At 70.4% G+C, this 23,078-nt stretch carries 15 protein-coding genes and 1 pseudogene; 11 read left to right on the top strand and 5 right to left on the bottom strand.

Translation table 11 applies throughout. The features are described 5' to 3' along the window. The 8 genes and pseudogenes from ACIRPT_RS06895 to ACIRPT_RS06860 all read left to right on the top strand — a co-directional run. Window positions 1-415, top strand: a pseudogene (locus tag ACIRPT_RS06895) (urease subunit alpha); the annotation flags it as partial. Between the two features lie 341 nt (window positions 416-756). Continuing rightward, window positions 757-1,755 carry an agmatine/peptidylarginine deiminase gene (locus ACIRPT_RS06890; RefSeq protein WP_403823333.1) on the top strand — a complete coding sequence of 333 codons (999 nt, stop codon included), beginning with the start codon at window positions 757-759 and terminating at the stop codon, window positions 1,753-1,755. Window positions 1,756-1,859: 104 nt separating this feature from the next. Then, window positions 1,860-3,515, top strand: coding sequence for an ABC transporter substrate-binding protein (locus tag ACIRPT_RS06885; RefSeq protein ID WP_403823330.1), 1,656 nt, complete (start codon window positions 1,860-1,862; stop codon window positions 3,513-3,515). Then, window positions 3,512-4,471, top strand: coding sequence for an ABC transporter permease (locus ACIRPT_RS06880; RefSeq protein ID WP_403823327.1), 960 nt, complete (start codon window positions 3,512-3,514; stop codon window positions 4,469-4,471). The genes ACIRPT_RS06885 and ACIRPT_RS06880 overlap by 4 nt, the downstream gene beginning before the upstream one ends. Beyond that, window positions 4,468-5,325, top strand: a complete 858-nt coding sequence (locus ACIRPT_RS06875; protein WP_403823324.1) for an ABC transporter permease — start codon at window positions 4,468-4,470, stop codon at window positions 5,323-5,325. The genes ACIRPT_RS06880 and ACIRPT_RS06875 overlap by 4 nt, the downstream gene beginning before the upstream one ends. Further along, a complete protein-coding gene (locus ACIRPT_RS06870) occupies window positions 5,325-6,320 on the top strand; it encodes an ABC transporter ATP-binding protein (protein WP_403823321.1) in 996 nt (331 codons plus the stop codon). Before ACIRPT_RS06875 ends, ACIRPT_RS06870 begins: the two co-directional genes overlap by 1 nt. After that, entirely contained in the window at window positions 6,313-7,185 is an 873-nt protein-coding gene (locus ACIRPT_RS06865) for an ABC transporter ATP-binding protein (RefSeq protein ID WP_403823318.1), read from the top strand. The genes ACIRPT_RS06870 and ACIRPT_RS06865 overlap by 8 nt, the downstream gene beginning before the upstream one ends. After that, window positions 7,182-8,342 (top strand): agmatine/peptidylarginine deiminase, encoded by a 1,161-nt coding sequence (locus ACIRPT_RS06860; protein WP_403823316.1) that lies wholly within the window; start codon window positions 7,182-7,184, stop codon window positions 8,340-8,342. Before ACIRPT_RS06865 ends, ACIRPT_RS06860 begins: the two co-directional genes overlap by 4 nt. A gap of 191 nt (window positions 8,343-8,533) precedes the next feature. On the opposite strand, the gene ACIRPT_RS06855 is transcribed toward ACIRPT_RS06860, so the two are convergent. Continuing rightward, window positions 8,534-10,366, bottom strand: a complete 1,833-nt coding sequence (locus tag ACIRPT_RS06855) for a ricin-type beta-trefoil lectin domain protein (RefSeq protein WP_403823313.1) — start codon at window positions 10,364-10,366, stop codon at window positions 8,534-8,536. 692 nt (window positions 10,367-11,058) lie between these two features. Next, window positions 11,059-14,433: a pyruvate carboxylase gene (locus ACIRPT_RS06850; protein WP_403823310.1), complete on the bottom strand. Its 3,375-nt coding sequence runs from the start codon at window positions 14,431-14,433 to the stop codon at window positions 11,059-11,061. Between the two features lie 572 nt (window positions 14,434-15,005). On the opposite strand from ACIRPT_RS06850, the gene ACIRPT_RS06845 reads away from it, so the two are divergent. Both ACIRPT_RS06845 and ACIRPT_RS06840 read left to right on the top strand, forming a co-directional pair. After that, window positions 15,006-15,764, top strand: coding sequence for a trypsin-like peptidase domain-containing protein (locus ACIRPT_RS06845; RefSeq protein WP_403823307.1), 759 nt, complete (start codon window positions 15,006-15,008; stop codon window positions 15,762-15,764). A gap of 315 nt (window positions 15,765-16,079) precedes the next feature. Further along, the gene (locus tag ACIRPT_RS06840; protein ID WP_403823304.1) at window positions 16,080-16,655 is read left to right on the top strand and encodes a hypothetical protein; all 576 of its coding nucleotides are present in this window, start codon (window positions 16,080-16,082) and stop codon (window positions 16,653-16,655) included. A 68-nt stretch (window positions 16,656-16,723) separates the two neighbouring features. On the opposite strand, the gene ACIRPT_RS06835 is transcribed toward ACIRPT_RS06840, so the two are convergent. After that, window positions 16,724-17,875: a Dyp-type peroxidase gene (locus tag ACIRPT_RS06835; protein ID WP_403823301.1), complete on the bottom strand. Its 1,152-nt coding sequence runs from the start codon at window positions 17,873-17,875 to the stop codon at window positions 16,724-16,726. A gap of 252 nt (window positions 17,876-18,127) precedes the next feature. Here ACIRPT_RS06835 and ACIRPT_RS06830 point away from each other — a divergent pair, with 252 nt between their 5' ends. After that, window positions 18,128-19,339, top strand: coding sequence for a right-handed parallel beta-helix repeat-containing protein (locus tag ACIRPT_RS06830; protein ID WP_403823425.1), 1,212 nt, complete (start codon window positions 18,128-18,130; stop codon window positions 19,337-19,339). 7 nt (window positions 19,340-19,346) lie between these two features. On the opposite strand, the gene ACIRPT_RS06825 is transcribed toward ACIRPT_RS06830, so the two are convergent. Continuing rightward, on the bottom strand, window positions 19,347-20,027 hold the full coding sequence (locus ACIRPT_RS06825) for a hypothetical protein (protein WP_403823422.1): 681 nt from the start codon (window positions 20,025-20,027) through the stop codon (window positions 19,347-19,349). Window positions 20,028-20,337: 310 nt separating this feature from the next. Next, entirely contained in the window at window positions 20,338-22,779 is a 2,442-nt protein-coding gene (locus ACIRPT_RS06820; RefSeq protein WP_403823419.1) for an SdrD B-like domain-containing protein, read from the bottom strand. Window positions 22,780-23,078 lie beyond the last annotated feature (299 nt).

The raw sequence follows: 23,078 nt of genomic DNA, 5'->3' as shown, positions 1-23,078 counted from the left end.
GCTCTGGTCCCCGCAGTACTTCGGCGCCAAACCACAACTGATCCTCAAGTCCGGCTTCCCCGCCTACGGCGTCACCGGCGACCCCAACGCCGCCAATGACCACTGTGAACCCCTGGTGCTCGGAACGCAGTTCGGCGCCCACGGTGCGACGGCGGCGGATCTGTCGGTGGCGTTCGTCAGCCGGGCCGCCGCCGAGTCGGGTTCGTCCGGCAGGCCCTACGACGCGCTGGCCACCCGACGCCGCAGGGTAGCCGTGCGCGGCACCCGCGGGATCGGTCCCGCCGACCTGGTGAACAACGCGCGCCTGGGCGAGGTGCAGGTCGACGCGGAGAGTGGCCTGGTGACGCTGGACGGGGAGCCGATCCGCTCGGAGCCGGTCGAGGAAATGTCGCTCAGCCGCCTGTACTTCCTGTGAAGGGCCACAGAGTCCACGTGTAGTACTGCGCGGAGCGGATCCCGCGGCACGCCACCCGGTGGCGCCCCGTCGCGCCGATCCGGCGTGCCCGGATTCCCCCGGGCCCCGCCTCCCCCTCTGAATACTCGCGGATTCCTCGCCCCGAACTTCTTGACTGAATTTTCAGTTCGGGGCAGGATTCCCGCACATCGACGGTCCCCCACGCGCTGGACCTCCGAACGGGCCCCAGTTCTACGGCCATCACCTTGCTTCTGCCGTCTCGGCACCCGCCGCGTCTCGCACTCGGCCCCCTCCTCCAGACCCCGGACGAACCGGAGAAGAGAGTTCCTATGAGCTTCCGCATGCCCGCTGAGTGGACCGAGCACGAACGCTGCCTGATGGCCTGGCCCACCCGGGTCGACCTGTGGGGCACCGTCCTGGAGACGGCCAAGCAGGAGTACGCCGAAGTGGCGCGTGCCATCGCCCGGTTCGAGCCGGTGACCATGGTCGCGCCGCCCGGCCACGCCGACGAGGCCCGTGCGGTGTGCGGTGAGGGCATCGGGGTGACCGAACTGCCCATGGACGACTCGTGGTTCCGGGACTCCGCGCCGCTCTTCGTCCTCGACCCCGACGGCCGGCGGGCCGGCGTGGACTTCCGGTTCAACGCCTGGGGTGGCAAGCACCACCCGTTCGATGCCGACGACCGCGTGAGCAGCCTGCTCCTCGGCCTGCTCGGCGACCGGTCCGTGCGCTCTGAGATGGTCCTGGAAGGCGGCGCGATCACCGTGGACGGCGAGGGCACGCTCATCACCACCGAGCAGTGTCTGCTCCACCCGAACCGCAATCCGGGGATGAGCCGGGCGGAGATCGAGTCCGAACTGATGGCCCGGCTCGGTGTCAGCAAAGTCGTCTGGCTCCCGTACGGCGGTCTGCTGGACACCGAGACCGACGGGCACGTGGACGGCGTCTGCGCCTTCGTCGCCCCGGGCAAGGTCGTGGTGCAGATTCCCGATGACCCGGAGCACCCCGACTACGCGCGGATGCGGGCCAACCGCGCGGTGTTGGAAGCCACCACGGACGCCCGCGGGCGCCGCCTGGAGATCGTCGACCTTCCGCAGAGCGCGTTCGTCGAGGTCGCCGGTGCGCCGGTGGAGGTCGGGTACCTCAACTTCTACCTGGCCAACGGGGGTGTCGTCGTCCCGGTCGCCGGTCTGCCGCAGGACGCGGAGGCGCTGGCCGTTATCGCCGCGGCCTGCCCCGGCCGGAAGGTGGTGGGCGTACCCACCCGCGTGATCGCCCACGGCGGAGGCGGGGTCCACTGCATCACCCAGCAAGTGCCCGCCGTGCCCCCTGGGGCCTGAACACCGTCCACCCGCCCCGTCCCCGGGCCGCCCGTCGACCGGTGGCCCCGGGTCGGCCCGCCCGCTCTGCTCCCTCCCACCGTGTACGGAGAGGAATTGCACCGATGCTCATCCCTCCACCCCGACCGGGGAGACGCCGCACCCGTCGGCGGACCCCCGCGGCTGGGGCGCTGTCCGCCCTCCTCCTGTTGTCCGCCTGTGCGGGGCCGCCCGACGCCGGGGCCTCCGGCACGAGAGCGGATTTCCGCCTCTCCGCGAGCACCCCCGCCGCCAAGGGAGAGATCAACTCCTTCAGCTGGGCCCTGTACGCGGAACCCTCCACACTCGACTACATCTCCGCCTTCGACTACCCGCAGAACATGATCCTCTCCAATGTCTGCGAGAGCCTGATGCGGTGGACTCCCCGGCTGACCGTGGCCCCGGGCCTGGCGCGGAAGGCCACCCATCCCGACCCGCTGACCTGGGTCTACGACCTGCGGCCGGGTGTGCGCTTCCACGACGGCGGCGTGCTGAACGCCGACGACGTGATCTTCAGCCTCAACCGGCAGATGAATCCCGCCAATGGGTCGGCGTGGGCATCGGTCTTCAAGAACGTCGGCTCCCTCGCCAAGACCGGCCCGCTCCAAGTGACCGTGAAGCTCAAGCGGCCTGACTCGCAGTTCCCCCAGTACATGGCGACCACGGCCGGAGTGGTGGCGAGCCGGTCCGGCGTCCGGGCAGCCGGCCGGAACTACGGCACCTCAGGCAGCCTGGACTGCACCGGCCCGTTCCGGCTCGGGTCCTGGAGCAAGGGCCAGTCCGTCGAACTCCGGCGCTTCGACGGCTACTGGGGCGCCCGGGCCAAGTCGGCGAAAGTGGTGTTCCGCTTCCTCCCCGACTCCTCCGCACGGACCAAGGCGATGCTCGGTGGTGAGGTGGACGGCGGATACCTCATCCCCACCGAGAGCTATACCGCGCTGCGTTCCAGTGGTGTCGGCACCCTCTCCTTCGGCGAGGGACTGAGCAGCGTCAACGTCAACGTCACCACCATGCGTGGCGCGCTCGGCGACGTCCGGGTCCGCCGCGCGCTGTCCTTGGCCCTGGACCGGCGGGGCTTCGTGAAGACCGGTCTGAGCGGGGCGGGAACCGCCACCAGCTCCCTCACCACCAAGGCCGCGTGGGCCGCCGCCCCCGCAGCCGTCACACATGCCGCCTTCGGCGGACTGCCACCCCTCACGCGAAACCTGGCCGAGGCCAGGAAGCTCATCAAGGAGGCGGGTGCCACCGGCAAGACGGTCACCATCGCCACCAGCTCCATCGGCCAGGACGTGTCACTGCTGGCCACCGCGGTGCAGGCAGCCGGCACCCAGATCGGGCTCCGTGTCCGCCTCAAGACCATCGCCCCCAATGCCTTCAGCGCGCTCTTCACCGACCCCAAGGCGCGCGAGGGGATCGACATGTTCCCGGAGACGTACTACGACTCCATCACCGATCCGCTGGACCTGCTGAGCAACTTCCGGACCGGCGCGTACCAGAACTACGCCGGCTACCACGACCGCGCCTACGACACCCTGGTCGACCGCGCCCGGGCCACCGACGACCCGGCGCGGCGGCTGGCCATCGAGGCCGAGCTCCAGCACAAGGCCGCAGAGCAGGCCCTGTGGATCCCCGTGGCCGAGTGGCCCACCGCCGTGTTCCTCAACAAGCGGATCACCGGCGCCCCCACCACCATCTCCTACCTCTACTCCCCCTGGGCCGCCGACGTCGGGGCCGCGCGATGAACTTCGTGAGATTCGCCCTGCGGCGGCTGGCCGAGATGGCCGCCACGCTGCTCGGTGCCTCGTTCGTGATCTTCGGCGCGATGTATCTGGCACCCGGCAACCCGGCCGGCTTCCTGCTGTCGGGACGGTCGTCCTCCCCCGCGGCCCTCGAAGCCATCAACGCGCAGTACCACCTCAATGACCCGTTCGCCGTACGGTACTTCCGCTGGCTCGGCCAACTGCTGCACGGCAACTTCGGCCGCTCGATCACCTACCGCACCGACGTGTCCCGGCTCCTGGCGGACCGGCTGCCGGCCACCCTGCTCCTGGTCACCATGGCGCTGCTCCTGGTGCTGGTCGTGGGCCTCGCACTGGGCCGGATCGGCGCGGTCCGCGGTGGCGCCGTGGACTCGGCGATCCTGGTCGCCACCACCCTCGCCGTGGGCACTCCGTCCTTCGTCGCCGCGGTCATGCTCCAGGGGCTGTTCGCGCTGCGGCTGCACTGGTTCCCCGCAGGCGGCACCGGAGACGGTCCTGGGCAGATGCTCTGGCACCTGACCCTGCCCGCGGTCGCCCTCGCGCTGTATCTGATCGGCATGCTGGCCCGCGTCAGTCGCAGCGCGATGCTCGACGTACTCGGTCAGGAACACGTCACCGTGGCGCTCAGCCGCGGCGTGCCGAAGCGCAAGGTCGTCGGTCGTCATGTGTTCCGCAACGCACTGGGCACGGTGCTCACCACCGGTGGCCTGATCGTCTCCACCCTGCTGGTGTGCACCGTCCTGGTCGAGTCGGCGTTCGGCGTGGGCGGCATCGGCCAGCTCCTCGAACTGTCCATCACCACAAAGGACTTCCCCACGGTGCAGGCCATCTCCCTGATCATGGTCGGGCTCTTCATGGCGGTGAACCTCGTGGTCGACCTGCTCCATCCGCTGGTCGACCCCCGCGTCACCTTCGCCCCCGGGAGGTCGGCCGGATGACCGCTGTCGTCCCCCTGCGCAGGCCCGGGTTCGCCCGGATCCGCACCGCGGGCGCCCCGCTGTACGCGCTCTGCCTCGGATGCGTCGCCGTGCTGGTTCTGGCGGCACTGGCCGCGCCCTGGATCGTCCCGGCCGACCCCAACGCGGTCGACCTCGGGAACGCGCTCGCCGGACCGTCGCCGGCCCACCCGTTCGGCATCGACGCCTCCGGCCGCGACACCCTCTCCCGCCTGCTCATAGGCGCCCGCACCTCACTACTGGGCCCGCTCGGTGTGGTCGCCTTCTCCACACTGACCGGTGTCGTCATCGGCGCGACCGCGGCGTGGCGGGGCGGCTGGCTGGACTCGGTCCTCTCCCGCAGTACGGAACTGGTCTTCGCCTTCCCCGGGATGCTGCTCGCGATCCTGATCGTCTCCGTGTACGGCGAAGGGCTCGTGGCTCCCGTCCTCGCCCTCGCCGTCGCCTATCTCCCGTACGTCAGCCGGCTCACCCGGTCACTGGTCCTCGCCGAGCGCGAACGCCCCTATGCCAGCGCCTATGTGGTGCAGGGGCACTCGGGCATCCAGATCTGCCTGCGACATGTCCTGCCGAACATCGCCCCCGTCATCCTCGCCCAGTCGACCATCAACTTCGGTTACGCCCTCATCGACCTGGCCGGCCTCTCCTTCCTCGGCCTGGGCGTCCCGGCGCTCACCCCCGACTGGGGCCGGATGGTCTTCGACGGCCAGACCGCCGTCCAACAGGGCTATCCCCTGTCGGCGATCCTGCCCTGCGCGGCGATCGTGCTGACCGTCGTCGCCTTCAACGTCGTCGGCGAACGCTGGGCCGACCGGGTCGCCAGGAGGAACCGCTGATGAGCGCCCCCGACACCCCTCCCGTCCTCAACGTCCGAGGTCTGCGGCTGTGGCTGCCGCGCACCGCCCGGCCGGTACTGGACGGCGTGGACCTCACCGTCGACGCCGGCCGGACCGTCGCCCTGGTCGGCGAGTCCGGCTCCGGCAAGACCCTCACCTCGCGCAGCGTCCTGCGCCTACTGCCTCCCGGCGCCACCGCGGAGGGGCGCATCGAGGTCGCCGGCGCGGACGTCCTCGGCATGACTCCCCAGCAGCTCCGCGCCCTGCGCACCGGCAGCGCGGCGATGATCTTCCAGGACCCCCGGGCCGCCATCAATCCACTGCGCCGCATCGGCGACTTCCTCACCGAGAGCCTGCGCCTGAACACCGGAATGCCCGTGGCCGAGGCGAACGAACGCGCCGGCGAGATGCTCGACGCCGTCGGCCTGTCCCCCGCGATACTGCGCCGCTACCCGAGCCAGGTCTCCGGCGGCATGCTGCAACGCGTCATGATCGCGGCCGCGTTGATGGGCGAACCCGCCCTGCTCCTGGCCGACGAAGCCACCACCGCCCTCGACGTCACCAGTCAGGCCGAGGTCGTCGCCCTCCTCGCGGACCTTCGCGCACGCTTCGGCACCGGGCTGCTCTTCGTCACCCACGACCTCGGCCTCGCGGCGGCCATCAGCGACCGGGTGTGCGTCATGTATGCCGGCCGGATCGTCGAGTCCGGCCCCGCCGAGGCCCTGTTCGCCCGGCCGCGGCACCCGTACACGGCCGCACTGCTCGCCGCGACCCCGCGGCTCGACGCCCCACGAAAACGACTGGCCGCCATCGAAGGTCAACCTCCTGACCTACTGGCGGAGTTGACCGGCTGTCCGTTCGCCCCGCGCTGCGCGTCCGCGACCGATGTCTGCGCCGAACACATACCCGCTGAGCGCCCGGTGCCGGGCGAACCCACCCACCTCGTCGCCTGCCACCACAGTGACCGGCTCGAAGGGAGCGCCGTCCATGACTGAGCCCGCGCTGGAAGTCACCGGCCTGTGCCGCTCGTACGGCACCGTCCGCGCGGTGGACGACGTCTCGTTCGCCCTCCCCACCGGCGGATCACTCGGCATCGTCGGCGCATCCGGCTCGGGCAAGACGACCACGGCCCGGATCGTCGTGGGCCTGGAAGGCGCGGACGCCGGCCGGGTCGTGGTGCACGGCCAGGAGCGCGGCAGCCGGGTCCGTGGACGGGCCGCCCGGCTGGCGCGCGCCCGCGAGGTGCAGATGGTCTTCCAGGACCCCTACCTCTCCCTCGACCCGAGAATCAGCGTCGACGCGGCGCTGCGGGAGACCCTGCGGCTCCACTTCCCCCGGGCCGGCCATTCCCGCCGGCCGGCCGAGCTCCTCGGCCAGGTCGGCCTGGGTGCCCGGGCCGCGGGCGCACTGCCCCGGGAGCTCTCGGGAGGCCAGCGGCAGCGGGTCGCCATCGCCCGGGCCCTGGCGGTGGAACCGGCCGTCCTCGTCCTGGACGAAGCCGTCGCCGCCCTGGACGTCTCGGTACAGGCACAGATCCTCAACCTGCTCGCCGACATCCGCGAACAGACCGGAATCAGCTACCTGTTCATCACCCACGACCTCGGCGTGGTGCGCTGCGTCACGGACGACATCGTCGTCATGCGCCAAGGCCGGATCATCGAATCCGGCAGCACATCTCAGGTGCTCAGCGCTCCCCAACACCCCTACACCCAGCTGCTGTTGGACTCCATTCCCCGTCCGGGCTGGGCCCCGCAGGCCCTCTCCAGTGCCCGACGGAACCGCCACGCCCAGTTCCACCCGAACCGCACCAGAGATCCGTACGCCACTGATCCGCAACGACCGACCGGAGGCCAGAGATGAACGAGCAGGCTGCACCCCACGGCACCTCCCGCCACACCCTTGGCAGACGAAGCTTCCTGGCGGCCACCGGCCTCGCCGCGGCCGGTGCTGCCTGGGCGGCCGCCGGCGCCGACAAGGCCCTGGCGGCCGGCCGGGCACCCGCGTCGGCGTCGGGCTTCGCCGTACCGATCGACACCGTCGCGCACACCCGGACCTGGATGGCCTGGCCCGACAGTACCGACATCTGGGGCCCGAAGCTGCGCGGCGTCCAGGCGAACATCGCCCTCATCGCGAGAACGGTCGCGAAGTACGAACCCGTCACCCTGTGCGCCAATCCCGCCGGCGTCCCCGCAGCCCGGAGCGCCTGCGGACCCTCCGTGACCGTCCTCGACACGATCCCGGTCGACGACTGCTGGATGCGCGACACCGGCCCGGTCTTCCGCACCGACGGCGCAGGCGGCCTGAACGCCATCGGGACGAACTTCAACGGCTGGGGCAACAAACAACCCCACGCCAACGACGCCCTGGTCGCCGAACGCCTCGCTGCCCACCTCGGAGTGCCCTTCACCGCCGCCGGCTTCGTCGGCGAGGGCGGCGCGGTGGAGACCGACGGCAACGGCACGCTCATGGCCACCAGAAGCAGCCTCATCAACTCCAACCGCAACCCGGACCTGTCCCAGGCGGGGATCGAAACCGCCCTGTGCGACGCCTACGGGGCGTCCAAGGTGATCTGGTTCAACGGTGTGACCGGTCGCGACATCACCGACGACCACGTCGACGCCACCTCCAGGTTCCTGGCCACCGCCGCCGGGCTGGTCCAGATGCCGCTCGCCACGGACACCGATGCCTGGTCGCGGGACGCGCGCCGGCAGTACCGGATCCTCTCCACATCCACCGACGCCCAGGGCAAACCGATCGCGGTCACCCGGCTCCAGGGCCCCGACTACAAGCGCATCCGCGCCACCGACCCCGACTTCGTCGCGTCGTACGCCAACTACTACGTGTGCAACGGCGCCGTGGTCTCCGCCCAGTTCGGCGACACCCGTGCCGACGCCGCGGCCAAAGCGACCCTCCAGCGGCTCTTCCCGGACCGGGTCGTCGAACAGCTCGACATCGACGGCCTCGGCGCGGGCGGCGGCGGCATCCACTGCGTCACCCAGCAACAGCCCCGCCCCTGAGCCCACCCGGAGCGGGTGGGGCCGCGCGCCGTACGCCTTGCGCTGGAGCCGGTGTCGGCGTCCGTACGGGCCGGGGAGCCCGGACGTCGGCACCGGCTCTGCCGCCGCTCAGACCGCGCCGCACGGAGTCGAATTCACCGCGCGCTCCGGCCGGTGGCTCCCAGGCTGTAGGTGCCCGGTCCCTGGTGGGTTCAGGGGTTCACCACGCTCCAGCGCTGGGCCGGGATGTCGTTGCACGGGGCGAGGCGGACGCTGCCGCGGTCGGCGTCGGGGGCCAGCAGACAGAGGTGATTGGCTTCGTTGCGGTAGCGGACGGTGCCGTCCGCGTAGGTCTCGGCCAGCCAGCGCTGGCCGGCCGCGTCGACGCCGCGCGCGTCGTCACACGTCCGCAGCATGGCGTCGGTCTGCGAGGTGGCGTGCTCGTCGCGGACACCCAGGCAGTAGTTGCCGCCGAACTCGCTCTCGAAGCGCACCAGGTTGTCGTCCGGGCTGATGCGCTGGATGTTCCAGCCGAAGTCCAGGCGCTCCTGGCGCAGCCAGTAGATCCACCACCACTTGGGCGGTGCGGGCTGGGTGTAGATGGCCGTCCCGGGAAAGGATCCGTTCAGCATACGGCCGCCCAGGAAGGCGGATTCCAGGCGTACGTTGCCGGTGGTCGTCGACCAGTTTTTGGGAAGCGAGGCGGGGTTCTCCCACCACCGCTGGGCTGGGTCCTCCGCGCACGGTGCCACGGTCACCTGCTTGCCGGACGGGGTCAGGCACATCCCGGGGAAGGCCACGTTCTGCCAGCGCTGCGGCCCCCCGCTGTCGTTGTTCCACGCGGGGTCGTCCTCGAGGTGGCTGATCGTCCACTGCGCCCGCGGATCAGCACAGTGGCCGACGACGGCCTGGGAGGACGTATCCCGCCGGGCACGCGTCGGGGCGGCGATGCAGTCTCCCGTGCCGGGGTTTCGCAGGTAGTGGGTGAGGGCGTCGCCGTTGGTGTACATGCGCCAGGTCTGGCTGCTGTCATTGCTGGGGGCGCCGATCCCGACCGAGCGGTCCGGGTTCTCCTGCAGCTGATTGCCGTTGGGCGCGGCCAGCCTGGTGGCGTAGACGTGTGACGGGCCGGTGGGCGCGACGGGCGGTGGTGTCCCCGCGAAGTGCACGGCCACGTGGTCGGATCCGGCACCGTCCGCGCGGTTCGCGGTGAAGCCGCCGGGCAGGCCGCTGGTGACCGCGTAGTCCAGCTCGCTCGGGTGGTCGCCGTTGATGTACGTCGGCTGGCCCGTGCGCAGCAGGCTCTCGCCGGCGCGCAGGTGCAGTGACTGGCGGGCCTGGTCGTTGTTGCGGTTGAGGATGTTCACGTTGTAGTCGCCGGCCAGGACCCAGTTCCGGCCGCGCTGGTCGCGCCCGGCCATGAAGTTGCGGACCTGGTCGAGCAGTCCGGGCCTGTTCACGTCTCCGGTCACGTCCTCGCCGCGGGCATGCGTGTTCCAGTACCAGGTGTTCCCGAACCGCAGGCCGAGCAACGGGCGGGCCCGGTAGCGGTTGTTCGGGGCGTTCGGGTCCGGGTCGTAGTAGTTGTTCTCCAGGACGCGGACCTCAGTGGCCTGGGTGTCGGTGACCGTCGCCAGGTTCATCTGGCCGCCGTCCCACGTGTCCTCATTCGTGTTGCTGATCCTGCGGGGGTCGGTCTGCAGGAAGTACACGTAGCGGTTGGTGCCGCTCGGGCCGCCCGCCCAGGTCGAGAGCGTGTAGGAACTGGGCTGGGGGTTGCGGCTCGGAGCGAGCCGCATCTGCCGGTAATTGGTCCGGTGGTCGTCCGCCGGCTGAGGTGGCCCGCTGCCGGCCTCCTGCAGCATCACCACCGGGTAGTTCGCGACCAGCCGGTTGATCTCTGTAGTCCACCTCGCACCGTTGTCCGAGCCGTGCATGTTGTACGTGGCGAACGGCGAACTGCCGTCCAGGTTCACCGCGTGCGCAGGCGCAGCGGTCAACGGAACGGTCAGCAGGGCCGCCACCGTGCTCAGGACGGCGAGCACGGCGGTGATCCACCGCCGCGATCGTAATCGCGTCCTCGTGGTCCGCAGGGTCCCCAGGGTCTGCGGACGGTTGTCTCTGCTCAACGATCAAGCCTTCCCGTCGGCCACGCGCCCGGTGGCGCGGGGAGACTGCCGGAGCCGCCAACTCCCCGTGGCGGCCCCGTGCTGCCGTACCGGCAGCGGATCGGGACCGAGCTCGCCCCCGATCCGCTGTCGGGCGAGTGGTGCACGGACCGTCGAACGAGCGATCGCCGGCCCGTCGGTCACAAGAGACGGAAGATCGAGCTCACGGGGTTCAGGACCCCATCGATATCCGGCCCCTCCGCCACACCCCGCGTCCCGTGCCGGCCTTCAGGCGACCGGCCAGTGCGAACGGAACCGTAAAGTTCGCACACGCACTCGACATGGCGGCCCGGCGTCACGGCCCCGGATCGTCCCGGGCAGGCGCCCCTGCCTGGCGATACACCGCGTCGGGCGGCACACCGAAGAGCCGAGGCGACATTGTCCTGAATCGGGGTCCGGTGCGGGGAAGGAGGAAAGACGAGCGCCCGTCCGCCAAGTGCCGAACCGGCCGCACAAGCGAACCCGTCCGCCCCGTCAGCCCCGCCCTCGCCGACACGCCGCTCCCGCACACCGCGGCAGGGCGGCGTGCGGGAGCGGCACGCGGGCCGAGGTACGCGGCACGCGGCGGGTCAGGTGATCTCGACCAGGAGGTCGCCCCCCTCGACCTGCTGGACCTGGTTGATGGCCCGCCTGGCCACCTTCCCGGCCTTCGGGGCGGTGATCGCGGCTTCCATCTTCATCGCCTCGATGGTGGCCACGGTGGTGCCGGCCGCCACCTCGTCGCCCTCGCTCACCGCGAGCGTCACCACCCCGGCGAACGGGGCGGCGACATGGCCGGGATTGGCCCGGTCGGCCTTCTCCGTGACCGGCACGTCCGCGGCCGCGGCGGTGTCGCGCACCTGGATCGGCCGCAGCTGGCCGTTCAGGGTGGACACCACGGTGCGCATACCGCGTTCATCGGCCTCGCCGACGGCCTCCAGCTCGATCAGGAGCCGTACGCCCGGTTCGAGGTCGACGGCGTACTCCGCTCCGGAACTCAGCCCGTAGAAGAAGTCCTTGCTGTCCAGCACGCTGGTGTCGCCGTACGCCTCACGGTGCGTCTCGAAATCGCGCGCCGGGCCGGGGAACAGCAGCCGGTTGAGGGTCGTGCGCCGGTCCTTCTCGAGTCCGCTGCGGTCGTCCGCGGTCAGTTCCTGCACCGGCCGGGGTTCGGCGCGGCCCTGCAGCGCCTTGGCGCGGAACGGCTCGGGCCACCCACCGGGCGGATTGCCCAACTCGCCGCGCAGGAAGCCGATGACGGAATCGGGGATGTCGAACTCGTTCGGCGTCGCCTCGAAGTCCTCCGGCGTCACCCCGGCGCCCACCAGGTGCAGGGCGAGGTCCCCGACCACCTTCGACGAAGGGGTCACCTTCACCAGGCGGCCGAGGATCCGGTCGGCGGCGGCGTACATCGCCTCGATCTCCTCGAAACGGTCACCCAGGCCGAGCGCGACCGCCTGCGCACGCAGGTTGGACAGCTGCCCGCCGGGGATCTCGTGGTGGTAGACGCGGCCGGTCGGCGAGGCCAGGCCCGCCTCGAAGGGCGCATAGATCCGGCGGACGCTCTCCCAGTACGGCTCCAGGTCCCCGACCGCCTTCAGATCCAGCCCGGTGGGCCGTTCCGAGTGGTCGGTCGCGGCCACGATCGCCGACAGCGACGGCTGTGAGGTGGTGCCGGCCATGGACGCCACCGCCCCGTCCACCGCGTCCGCACCGGCCCGGATCGCGGCGAGGTAGGTGGCCAGCTGACCGCCCGCGGTGTCATGGGTGTGCAGGTGCACCGGCAGGTCGAACTCGCGGCGCAGCGCCGATACGAGCGTCTCGGCGGCCGGAGCCCGGAGCAGCCCCGCCATGTCCTTGATGGCCAGGACCTGGGCGCCGGCTGCCACGATCTGCTCGGCCAGGCGGAGGTAGTAGTCGAGGGTGTAGAGCCGCTCGGACGGGTCGGACAGGTCGGAGGTGTAGCACAGGGCGACCTCGGCGACGGCCGTTCCGGTCTCCCGTACGGCGTCGATCGCGGGCCGCATCTGGCCGACGTCGTTGAGCGCGTCGAAGATCCGGAAGATGTCGATGCCGGTGGCCGCGGCCTCCTGCACGAAGGCGTCGGTCATCTCGGTCGGATAGGGGGTGTAGCCCACGGTGTTGCGCCCGCGGAGCAGCATCTGCAGGCAGATGTTCGGTACGGCTTCCCGGAGCGCGGCGAGACGCTCCCAGGGGTCCTCGGCCAGGAAGCGGAGTGCGACGTCGTAAGTGGCACCGCCCCAGCACTCCAGGGACAGCAGTTGTGGCATCGTCCGCGCCACCACCGGGGCGACGGCGAGCATGTCCTTGGTGCGGACCCGGGTGGCGAGCAACGACTGGTGGGCGTCCCGGAAGGTGGTGTCGGTGACGCCGATGGCCGGTGACTCCCGCAGCCACCGGGCGAACCCCTCCGGGCCGAGCTCGGCGAGCCGCTGCCGGGAGCCGGCCGGTGGTTCGGTGGCGGGCACGGGCGGCAGTTTGGTGGTGGGATCGCTCAGCTCGGGCCGCGCGCCGTGCGGTTTGTTCACCGTCACGTCCGCGAGGTAGGTGAGCAGCTTCGTACCACGGTCGGCGGAATGGCGTGCGGTGAGCAGATGCGGGCGCTCCTCGATGAACGAGGTGGTGACCCGCCCGGCCCGGAAGTCCGGATCGTCGAGCACGGCCTGCAGGAACGGGATGTTCGTGGCCACGCCGCGGATGCGGAACTCGGCCACGGAGCGCCGGGCCCGGCCGATGGCGGTGTTGAAGTCCCGGCCCCGGCAGGTGAGTTTGACCAGCATCGAGTCGAAGTGCGCGCTGATCTCCGTACCGGCGTGTGTGGTGCCGCCGTCCAGGCGGACCCCGGAGCCGCCCGGCGACCGGTAGGCGCTGATCCTGCCGGTGTCCGGACGGAAGCCGTTCGCCGGGTCCTCGGTGGTGATACGGCACTGCAGTGCGGCGCCGTGCAGGGTGACGGTGTCCTGTGAGAGGCCGAGATCGTCCAGCGTCTCACCTGCGGCGATACGCAGCTGCGCCTGCACGAGGTCGACATCGGTGACCTCCTCGGTCACCGTGTGCTCGACCTGGATGCGCGGGTTCATCTCGATGAAGACGTGGTTTCCGTCGCGGTCGAGCAGGAACTCCACGGTGCCCGCGTTGCGGTAGCCGATCCCCCGGGCGAACGTCACGGCATCGGCGCAGATCCGCTCGCGCAGCGCCGGGTCGAGGTTCGGGGCGGGCGCGAGTTCGATCACCTTCTGGTGCCGGCGCTGCATCGAGCAGTCGCGTTCGAAGAGGTGGATGACGTTGCCGTCTCCGTCGGCGAGGATCTGCACCTCGATGTGGCGGGGGTCGACGACGGCCTTCTCCAGGAAGACGGTGGAGTCGCCGAACGCGGCCGCCGCCTCGCGGGCCGCCGCCTCGATGGACTCGCGCAGTGTGCCGGGGTCCTCGACGCGGCGCATCCCGCGCCCGCCGCCGCCCGCGACGGCCTTGACGAACACCGGGAAGCCGATGTCCTCGGCGGCCCGGACGAGTTCGTCCACGTCCGTGGAGGGCTCGGAAGAGCCGAGCACCGGTACCCCGGCCGCGCGGGCAGCGGCCACCGCGCGCGCCTTGTTCCCGGTCAGTTCGAGCGTGTCCCTGCCCGGCCCGACGAACGTGATGCCCACCTCCTCGCACGCACGCGCCAGGTCGGGGTTCTCGGACAGGAATCCATATCCCGGGTACACCGCGTCCGCTCCGGCCTGCTGCGCGGCGCGGACGATCTCCTCGACGGAGAGGTAGGCACGCACCGGGTGGCCCGGCTCGCCGATCTCATATGCCTCGTCGGCCTTCAGCCGGTGCAGTGAATTGCGGTCCTCGTACGGGAAGACGGCAACGGTTTTCGCGCCCAATTCATAGCCGGCGCGGAAAGCGCGAATCGCGATCTCACCGCGATTCGCGACCAGTACCTTGCGGAACATTCTCGATCCCTTCGGTCTGCCGTTGACGTACAGCACGGTGTCGGCGACGGACAGATCAGACGCCGGACCTGCGTGGACGTATTACCTGCGGGGCCGTCATGTAACGCGGAGGTGGTCAGCATGCCACCTGCCGAACGTGATGAAAGGCGCCGACAACCGCACACACGGCAAATGACGCGACCCCATCTGACCTGCGAAAACACCGACCGGAACAGCGCGGCGACCTGTACTGCGGCCTCCGCGCCGATACCGGCTGGAGCGTCACGAAAGAACTTCACCGCAGGTCAGAGCCCTCTCCGAGGTCAGCACGGCGCCACCTCGCGGCGACCGTGAGCAGTGTCACGCCACAGAAAACCCCACAGGGCGATGCGGCCGCGTCCACCGCGCCGGTTCCGCGTACGGATTCCCTGGGCGGGAGCGTCGCTCACACCCCACCCGGGCGGCGGCCGCTGGGGTGACGCACCTCACATAGTCCAAAGTAGACGATTGCATTTCGCCGGCCCGCGTTCGGCGGTTGGCTGACGCCGTGGTTCTCGTCCTGAACGCCTTACCCACACATGGGAAGTGATCGCTTGTTACGCACCCTGCGCATCCTCGGCCTGGCACTGCTCCTGGCCTGTGCCGGCCTCGCCACCGCCCCGGCGGCGAGCGCGGATACCCGCACGGCCATCGGTGGCGGCACCGGGATCATCTTCCGGCTGACACCGTCCCCGGAGACTCCGACCGGCTACTACGTCTGCACCCTCACCGCGGTCGGCCGCGACTCCGCCGGCAACCTCGTGGGCCTGACCAACGCCCACTGCTTCATCGACGAGCAGGGCAACAAGCTCGTCGGCGAGAAGGTCTACCGGGACACCTCGCCCGCGGGGACGGCCTTCTCCCCCGCTCCGATCGCCGACAGCCGCCCCGACCTGGAAACGGGAGCCATCGGCACGGTGACGTACGTCAGCACCCCGAACAACCTGCTCAGCACCGGCCCCAAGGGGCTGGATTACGCGGTGATCCAGCTGGACGAGTCCAGGGTCGCGCCCACCAGCACCGTCGGCGGAGTGTCCATCACCTCGATCGGCGCCCCGCCCGCCAACGGCACCCGCATGTGCAAGCAAGGCCACCGGACCGGCCTCACCTGTGGCATGAAGCTCGGCACCAACGGCATCTGGTTCACCCACCTCGTCTGGACCGATGGCGGTGACTCCGGCTCTCCCGTCGTCGACGGCCAGACACTGGTCGGGAACGCCTGGGGAGCTCAGCACAGCTCGCCCATCCTGAGCATCATCGACGAGATGAACGCCCACGGCGGAGTCGGCGCGGGCTTCCACCTCGCGGTCTGAAGCGCTCCCGGACGTCATCTCCCGCGCCCCCTTCCCTGCCGGAAGGGGGCGCGGGCAGCGGCTTTCCACCTGGCCCTCCAGAGCGGGGACCGAAAAAGCGGGCCGCCCACGGTGCCGTCGCTCAGGCATACTGGATCAAGGCCGCACTTGCCGCCACGGCGGGAGGGGCGTCCGCGGGTCCGCCGCGGCTTTCGAGCAGCCCGCGGCCACGGACCAGGACGGAAAAATCACATGGCTCCGCCAAGTGGCCAGGGCGTACAAAAAGAGCGGCCCGGCCCCTACACAAAGCTTGCTCACCGCCAGGGGGACGACCACGTGACGAGTTACGCCATTACGGCCCGGACCGTCACTGATGTCCTTCAGCCCCGTAACGTCCTCGTCGTCGGCATGGTCGGCATCGGCCTGGCGGCCGCCGGCGACTGGACCGGCATTCCATGGGGCCTGCTCGGTGCACTGTGCGCCGGGCTCATCCCGGCCGGGTACATCGAGTGGGAGCGCAAGCGGGGCACCTGGGGTGACCGGCACGTCGTAGACCGTGCGAAGCGTGCCCCGATCTTCCTGGTGATCCTGGCATCCATCGGGCTCGGGTCGCTCGTCATGGTCCTCGGCCACGCCCCGACCGGCATCCTCGTCGCCATGCTCGCCCTGTGGGCCATGACCATCGTCCTCCTGACCGTGAACACGGTATGGAAGATCAGCGTGGACTCCGCGGTCGCGTCCGCGGTCCCCGCATTGCTCGCCGTCGTGCACTCGCCCTGGTGGCTGCTCGCCTACCTGCTCACCACCGCGGTGTGTTGGTCCCGGGTGGCACTGACCTACCACACCATCGCCCAGACCGTGGCCGGCGCGTGCCTCGGCGCGGCGACGGCCGCGGCCTTCCTCCCGGCCTGATCCGGCCCGAGGACCTTGGCTGCTGCCACGCAACCCTTCCGTACGCCGAGCATGCCCGCCGGCCCTCTTCAGCGGAACATCTTGGCGCCGAGCGGGTGCTGCTGGTCGAAGCCGGGGAGGATGAGGAATGTTGCGCTGGCGGTGGTGGTGGTGAATCGCAGCAGTGCGTCGGAGTCATCCATACGCGCAAGGGTGTTGGTGAATGTGCGTATGTCGTTCTGGAAGCTGATGAAGAGCAGGCCGGGGGCGGGCTCGTCGGTGCTGTAGGAGCGGCGGAGCATGAGGCCGACGCCGACCACGTTGGGGTTGGCCCGGCGGACGTGGGCGTCGGCCGGGACGAGGTAGCGCCCGTCCGGTGTTTTGGCGCCGAGGTCAGGGTCCCCGGCTGCGGTCCCGCCGGAGAGGGGCGCGCCGGTGGCTCTGCGTCGGCCGAAGACCGCCTCCTGGTCGGCGACGGAGAGCGCGGTGAACCGCGGCAGGTCGAGTTCCATGCGCCGTACTACGGCGATCGTGCCGCCGCCGACGGCAGCCGGCCCGGCCAGCCACAGATGGCGTTGGTGTTCGGCGGCCGTGTGCGGGCCCACTACGCCGTCGATGAAACCGAGCAGGTTTCGTGGCGCGGAGATGTCCTTGTCCACGGGGACGTTCGGACCGCGGCGTCCGGACTGCCGCCAGCGTTCACGTATCCGGTGGCCGGCCTGCTCCAGAAGTGCGGCGGCGACGACCGGTAACAGCAAGGGGTCGCCGGCGCAGATCTGCATCAGCAGGTCCCCGCCGCGTGCTTGCGGGGCGATCCGCTCGCGGGAGAACCGGGGGAGGTCTGCCGCGCCGGGCAGGGAGGGATCGGCCCTGCGCACCAGCCGTGGGCCCACCCCGATCGTCACGGTGAGATCGCCCGGCGGCAGGCCCAGCAGTCGTGGATCGGTCCCCGCGGTGAGCGTGAGAACGGCCTGACCGAGTTCGGCAAGCAGGGGGCCGACGGCCACGGCGTCGCCGAGGTCGGCCACCACCGCCAGGAGATTCGGCTGGGCAGGTTGCGGGAGCGTGATGCCTGCCTGATAGCGGCCGGTTGGCGACACTTTCGCAGGTGACGCGGGGGAAGGGTGCCGACTTGGCTTCGGCGCGGGCGATTCGCACCCGGCGGTGAGCCCGGTGGCCGCCACGGCCCCGGTGGCACCGATGAACGCGCGGCGTGATGGACGGGAGTCAGCTCGGCTCACGGTGTGGAGAATGCCATATCCCTTCTGCCGGAGGGCGAGTTCGTCGAATGCCATATCCGTTGTGACGGAGCCGAGTTGGTTGGCCCCCGTGCAGGGATGACTTCATGCCAGGATGCGGCCATGCCTCGTCTCCGGCTTAGCCTGATGGTCGCGTTACTGAGCACCCTGACATGCGTACTGGCGGGCTGCGGGCCCGGCGATGACGGGTCGAACCACGGCCGGCGACCACCCGGCGCGCACGTGACGATCAGAGTGCCGGCTGATGCCCCGACGATCGCGGATGCGGTGTCGCTCGCTCACCCTGGTGACCTGGTGTTGGTCGCGTCGGGGGTGTACCACGAGTCGGTGAAGGTCTCCACGCCTCGTGTCACCCTTCGTGGTCAGTCCCGGGACAAGGTCGTCATCGACGGGCGGTTGCAGCAACCGAACGGCATCGTCGTCACCGCGCCCGGGGTGGCTGTGGAGAACCTGACCGTGCAGAACAACACGCAGAACGGGGTCCTGGTCACCGGTTCGGCGAAAGCGGCCGCCGGGCTACCGGGGCATGCCGGGGGCTACGATACCGGCCACGAGCCCGTCACCTTCCTGAAGTCGTTCCTGGTCTCCTACGTGACCGCGACCCGCAACGGTCTGTACGGCATCTATGCGTTCTCCGCGCAGAACGGTGTCATCGAGCATTCGTACACCTCGGGCGGGGCCGACTCGGGGATCTACGTCGGACAGTGCAAGCCCTGTCACATTGCGGTGCGGGACAACATCGCCGAACTCAACGCGATCGGTTACGAAGGCACCAACGCCAGTGGCGACATGTACGTGGTCGGCAACCGCCTGGTCGGCAACCGGGTCGGCCTGACCACCAACTCCGACCACCAGGAGAAGCTGCTCCCGCAGCAGGGCGCCGTCATCGCGGGCAACCTGATCGCTGCCAACCAGCAGACGGCCACCCCGGAGCAGGCCGACGGCGGGTGGGGCACCGGCATCGGCATCGACGGCGGCAGCGACAATCAGTTCCTCCGCAACCGCATCGCCGACAACCGCAACGCCGGGCTGGTGATCAGCGCAACCGCCGACATACCTCCGGTCGGCAACCAGATCGTGGACAACACGTTCACCGGCAACGGCATCGACGTCGGCTGGACGTTCCCCAGCGCCACGCGGGGACGGGGCAACTGCCTGCGTGGCAACGATCTGCGCACCACAGTGCCCGCCCGTCTCGCGACCACCGTGCCCTGCCCGCTTCCGGACCGGTCGCCTTCGCCGGCCGGCAGGTGGGCGATGCCGACGGCGCCCGGTGGCATCCCGTTCACCGAGGTCACGGCGCCGGGTCCGCAGCCGCAGTTCCCCCACGCCACCACTACGGGCGCCACCGCTGTCCCGGCCGTTCCGGCGCTGCCGAAGACATCAGACGTCACGCTGCCGTCAGCGTCCCTGCTCGCCGCGAACGCGCGGGTGCAGACGTCCTGAACAGCGGCTACCGGGCCGGGGTGACTCCGGGCACCGGCTCGACCGGCACGTACTTCCGGGTGTCGAACTCGATGACCACCGGCTGCGACTCGGAACCCACGCTGACGCGGACCCGGTACATGGTGCCGTCGGAGCCGATCCAGTAGCGCACGTTGCCCGCCGTACCGGCGCGGTCAGGGGAGGACGGCCCGGCCATGACGTCCACCCGATGCCCGTTCACCTGGTCTCGTCCCCACCAGGCGGCACCGTTCTGCGGCAGCAGTTCGGCGTTGTCCGGCCGGTCGCTGCCGAGCCTGAGCGCGATGGCCAGCGAAGTGTCCAGCGCGCTGCCGGACGACAGCAGCGGACGGTCGTACCAGCCCGAACGGGGCGGCGACGTGGGTGCGTGCGCCGGGGCGTCCGGCAGCGGGCGGACCTGCACCGAGGTGGGCGTCCACTGGATCAGCCCGTCGCTGGACTTGTCGCGCCCGGTGCCGTGCACCACGCCGTAACCGACCTTGCGCCGATAGTCGACGGACCCGGTGACGGTCAGTCCGCCGGCAGCGCCCGGCACGGTGAGCGTCACCGCGCGGCCCTGCGCCTGGTAGTTACGGAATCGCGTGATCGCCAGCCGGCTCGCCTCATCCGTCGTCAGCGGGCGCGGACCGCCGGCGTCGGAGCCGCCGTCGGCGACCAGGAACGCGGCCACCGCGGCCACCGCGACGGCCGCGATGCCGATGACGGCCGCGGCCCGGCGCGGCCGCGGCCATCGGCGCCGGTCACCTGGACGCCCTGGTGGGGCTTGCCGGATTCTCACGCTCCGCAGGCGGTTCGACGCTGACACTCTCCCCTTCATCCTTTCGATCACCACACCGTCCGGCCGCCGCGGGCTCGCGGCGGCACTTGGCAGTCCGGTGGCAGACCACGCCAGGGCCGGCCCTCGTGGACCGGCCGGGACGTGATCTGCCCGTCCGTGCCGTCCGGATCGCGGACGGGCAGATCACCGTTGTGCGGTTCGTTCAGTGTTGCCGGGCGCGACGATTCCGGGTCACGAACGCGATGACCACGCCCGCACCCACCAGCAGACCGACGATGCCGATCATCTCCGCCAGCCCGGGCGTACCGGTGTGCGCCAGCGAACCCGCGCCGCCACCGGACGGGGCCGGGTGGTTGCCAGGCGGCGCGGGCGACGGCGGCGTGGAGGCCGCGGGCGGCGTCGGAGTCGGTGTGGGCGTGGGTGTGGGCGTCGGGGTCGGCGTTTCCTTCGGGACGTATACCCCGGCGTCGATCGTGTGATCGACCCCGCCCGGCTTGTCCGGCGCCGTGACAGGCGCGTAGCCGTTGCACAACGGTCCGGTGGTCGGCGGGGTCACATTGGAGTCGTGCGCACGGTTGGCACCGGCCCGCGGGAGCGTGAACCTCAGCTCGCTCGCCGGGGGCTGCTCGGGCACCTGGCTGGTGTCCGCGGTGCACACGTCGAACTGCACCGTGTACTTCGCGCCCGGCGTGAGCTCGTACGCGGCGCCGACACCACCGAAGTAGTACTCGCCGGCGGCATTGGTCCTGGTCGTGGCGACCTGTTTGCCGTCCGCGTCCAGCAGGTTGATCGTCGCCCCCGGCAGCAGCACGTGCCCCGGGTCCTGGATCCCGTTGTGGTCGCCGTCGAACCACACGACGTTGCCGATCTGGATCGGCGCGTTCGCCGCCGCGTACGCGATGTCACCGAGCCCGCCGGCCTTGCCGAACCCGCCTTGTTCCCGGCTGACGAACTGGTACCCGTTGGCGGACGGGTTGTTGCCCGGGCCCTGACCGGTCGTGATGTTGTGGTACCCGGTACCTGAGGTCGCGACGTTGACGACCGGGTCGAACTCCGTGCTGACGACCCACTGCTGCTGCGGGATATAGGCCACCGACCCCAGCGCGGTCTCCTGGTGCGCGTTGGCATAGAAATCGCCCGGGAAGTATTCGACGACATCGGCTGCCTGGCCGCCATTGTTGGCGGGGGTGGCGTGGTTGGGGCAGCTCCCGGTGCCTTCCCACTGGTATTCACCCGTGGGCGTGGCGCAGACCATGGTGATGTCACCACCGGACATGCCGTTTTCCGCCGTGTCGTTCCCCGGGCGGGGGTCCAGCCCTCCCCAACTGAGCACGTCCATGAACCGGTCGCGGAAGCCCAGGATCATCGAGCCGTCGCGGGCGAAGGCGAGGGAGGCCAGCTCCGGCTGCGGATCGATGAAGACGTTGCCCGCCTTCCGGTCGTCCCACGTGTCCGGGCTGGTGTTCCACGGGTTCCAGTGGGTGGCCTTGTCCCCGGAACCGAAGACACTGCCGCGCTCGCCCGTGAGCGGGTGGCTCAGCACCGTGGTGAACCGCTTGCCGTCGTAGGTGGAGACGAAGGCCTTCAGGTCCGCGCGCTGCTGCGTGCTCTCCGCGCTGCACACGCCGCCGACGTACAGCGTGTTGTTGTGGACCTGGAGACCGAACGGCCGCCAGTCGTCGGGACTCGCGCACCCCGGGTCCGGGATCGGGACCGACGACTCGGTCGCCGCGGCGGTGGCCCCTGTCGCGTCGAAGCTCACCAGGCTGCGGGTCCGCAGGTTCACCGCGTACAGCGTGGAGCCGTCCGCCGACAGGGCCAGGCCACCGATGCTCTCCTTGCCCGGCGCGTCGGTGAACCCGGGATCCTTGATCATGTTGGCGGTGTCGTGCCGCGTCACCGCCGCGTCCGGCACCCGCGCGAAGAGCTCCGGCGCACCCGAGCCGTTGACCGGCACCGTGTAGATCGCGCCCCCGCCCTGCGGCCCGTACGGGGCGTACCGGCGGGCGAACGCGCTCTGGAACAGCCGGGTCCGGTACTTGTCGTACGCCAACCCGAACGTCGTGCCCACCTGGTCCTGCGTGGCCAGCGTGGTCGGGCACGCCACATCGGTGGGACACGTGCCCCGGGTCTTCGTCCCGAACGCCACCAACGCCCGGTTGTCGGTCCCGTTGGCGCCGTTGTGGACCGGCACGAAGTACCGCGAGTCCGGCAGCGCGTAGTCGGCCGGATCCCACACGCCCGTCACCACCGAGGCGTTCTGTCCGTCCGACACATCCACGAACGACGTGAAGCTGTCGAAGTGGTTCCCCGCCGTCGACGCGGGCGCCGCCCGCAGATAGTCGCTGTACGGTGCCGGGATGCTGACGTCGACGCGGTACCGGCCGCCGCTCAGCACGGTCGACGCCGACACCACGACCTTTCCGGTGGCATCGGTGACGCCGGTGACAACGTGCCCGGCGGGGTCGGAGATCTTCACCCTCATGCCCCGCTGCGGCACGTCCATCGTCGCGTTGATCACGCCGGTGCCGAAGAAGTCGCGCAGCACCTCGACCGTCAGCGTGCCGTCGGCGGTCGAAGCGGCGGCCGGTCCAGCCGTCACTCCCACGGCACCGCCTGCCAGCAAAAGAACAGATAACCCCATGCGTGCCAGCGGCCCCACAAGCCTCCAGGCCGACCGGCGAGAGTCTCTGCCGACTCGGTTCATGGCATCACACTCCACACTTCTCTTGTCAGGAAAACGAAGCACCCGCTTCTCGCTGCACGTCAAGTTCGCGGCCCCAGACGCGGACGCCAGTGCGAACACCACGAAAAAGAAAAAGGGCCCACGCTGTTACGTGGACCGCTTTGTGATGATCGCTGGAGGATATTCCGGCGAGTGGTAAGCGTCGCAGGCCAGGAAAGGCGAACGCGCGTTCAGCGCCTCCGGCGAGTCGGCCCCGG

It is taken from the genome of Streptomyces sp. NPDC101227 (assembly GCF_044767545.1).
Classification (GTDB): Bacteria; Actinomycetota; Actinomycetes; order Streptomycetales; family Streptomycetaceae; genus Streptomyces.
The sequence above is the reverse complement of the archived record's forward strand: the minus strand, read 5'-3'. Positions and strand labels throughout refer to the sequence as shown.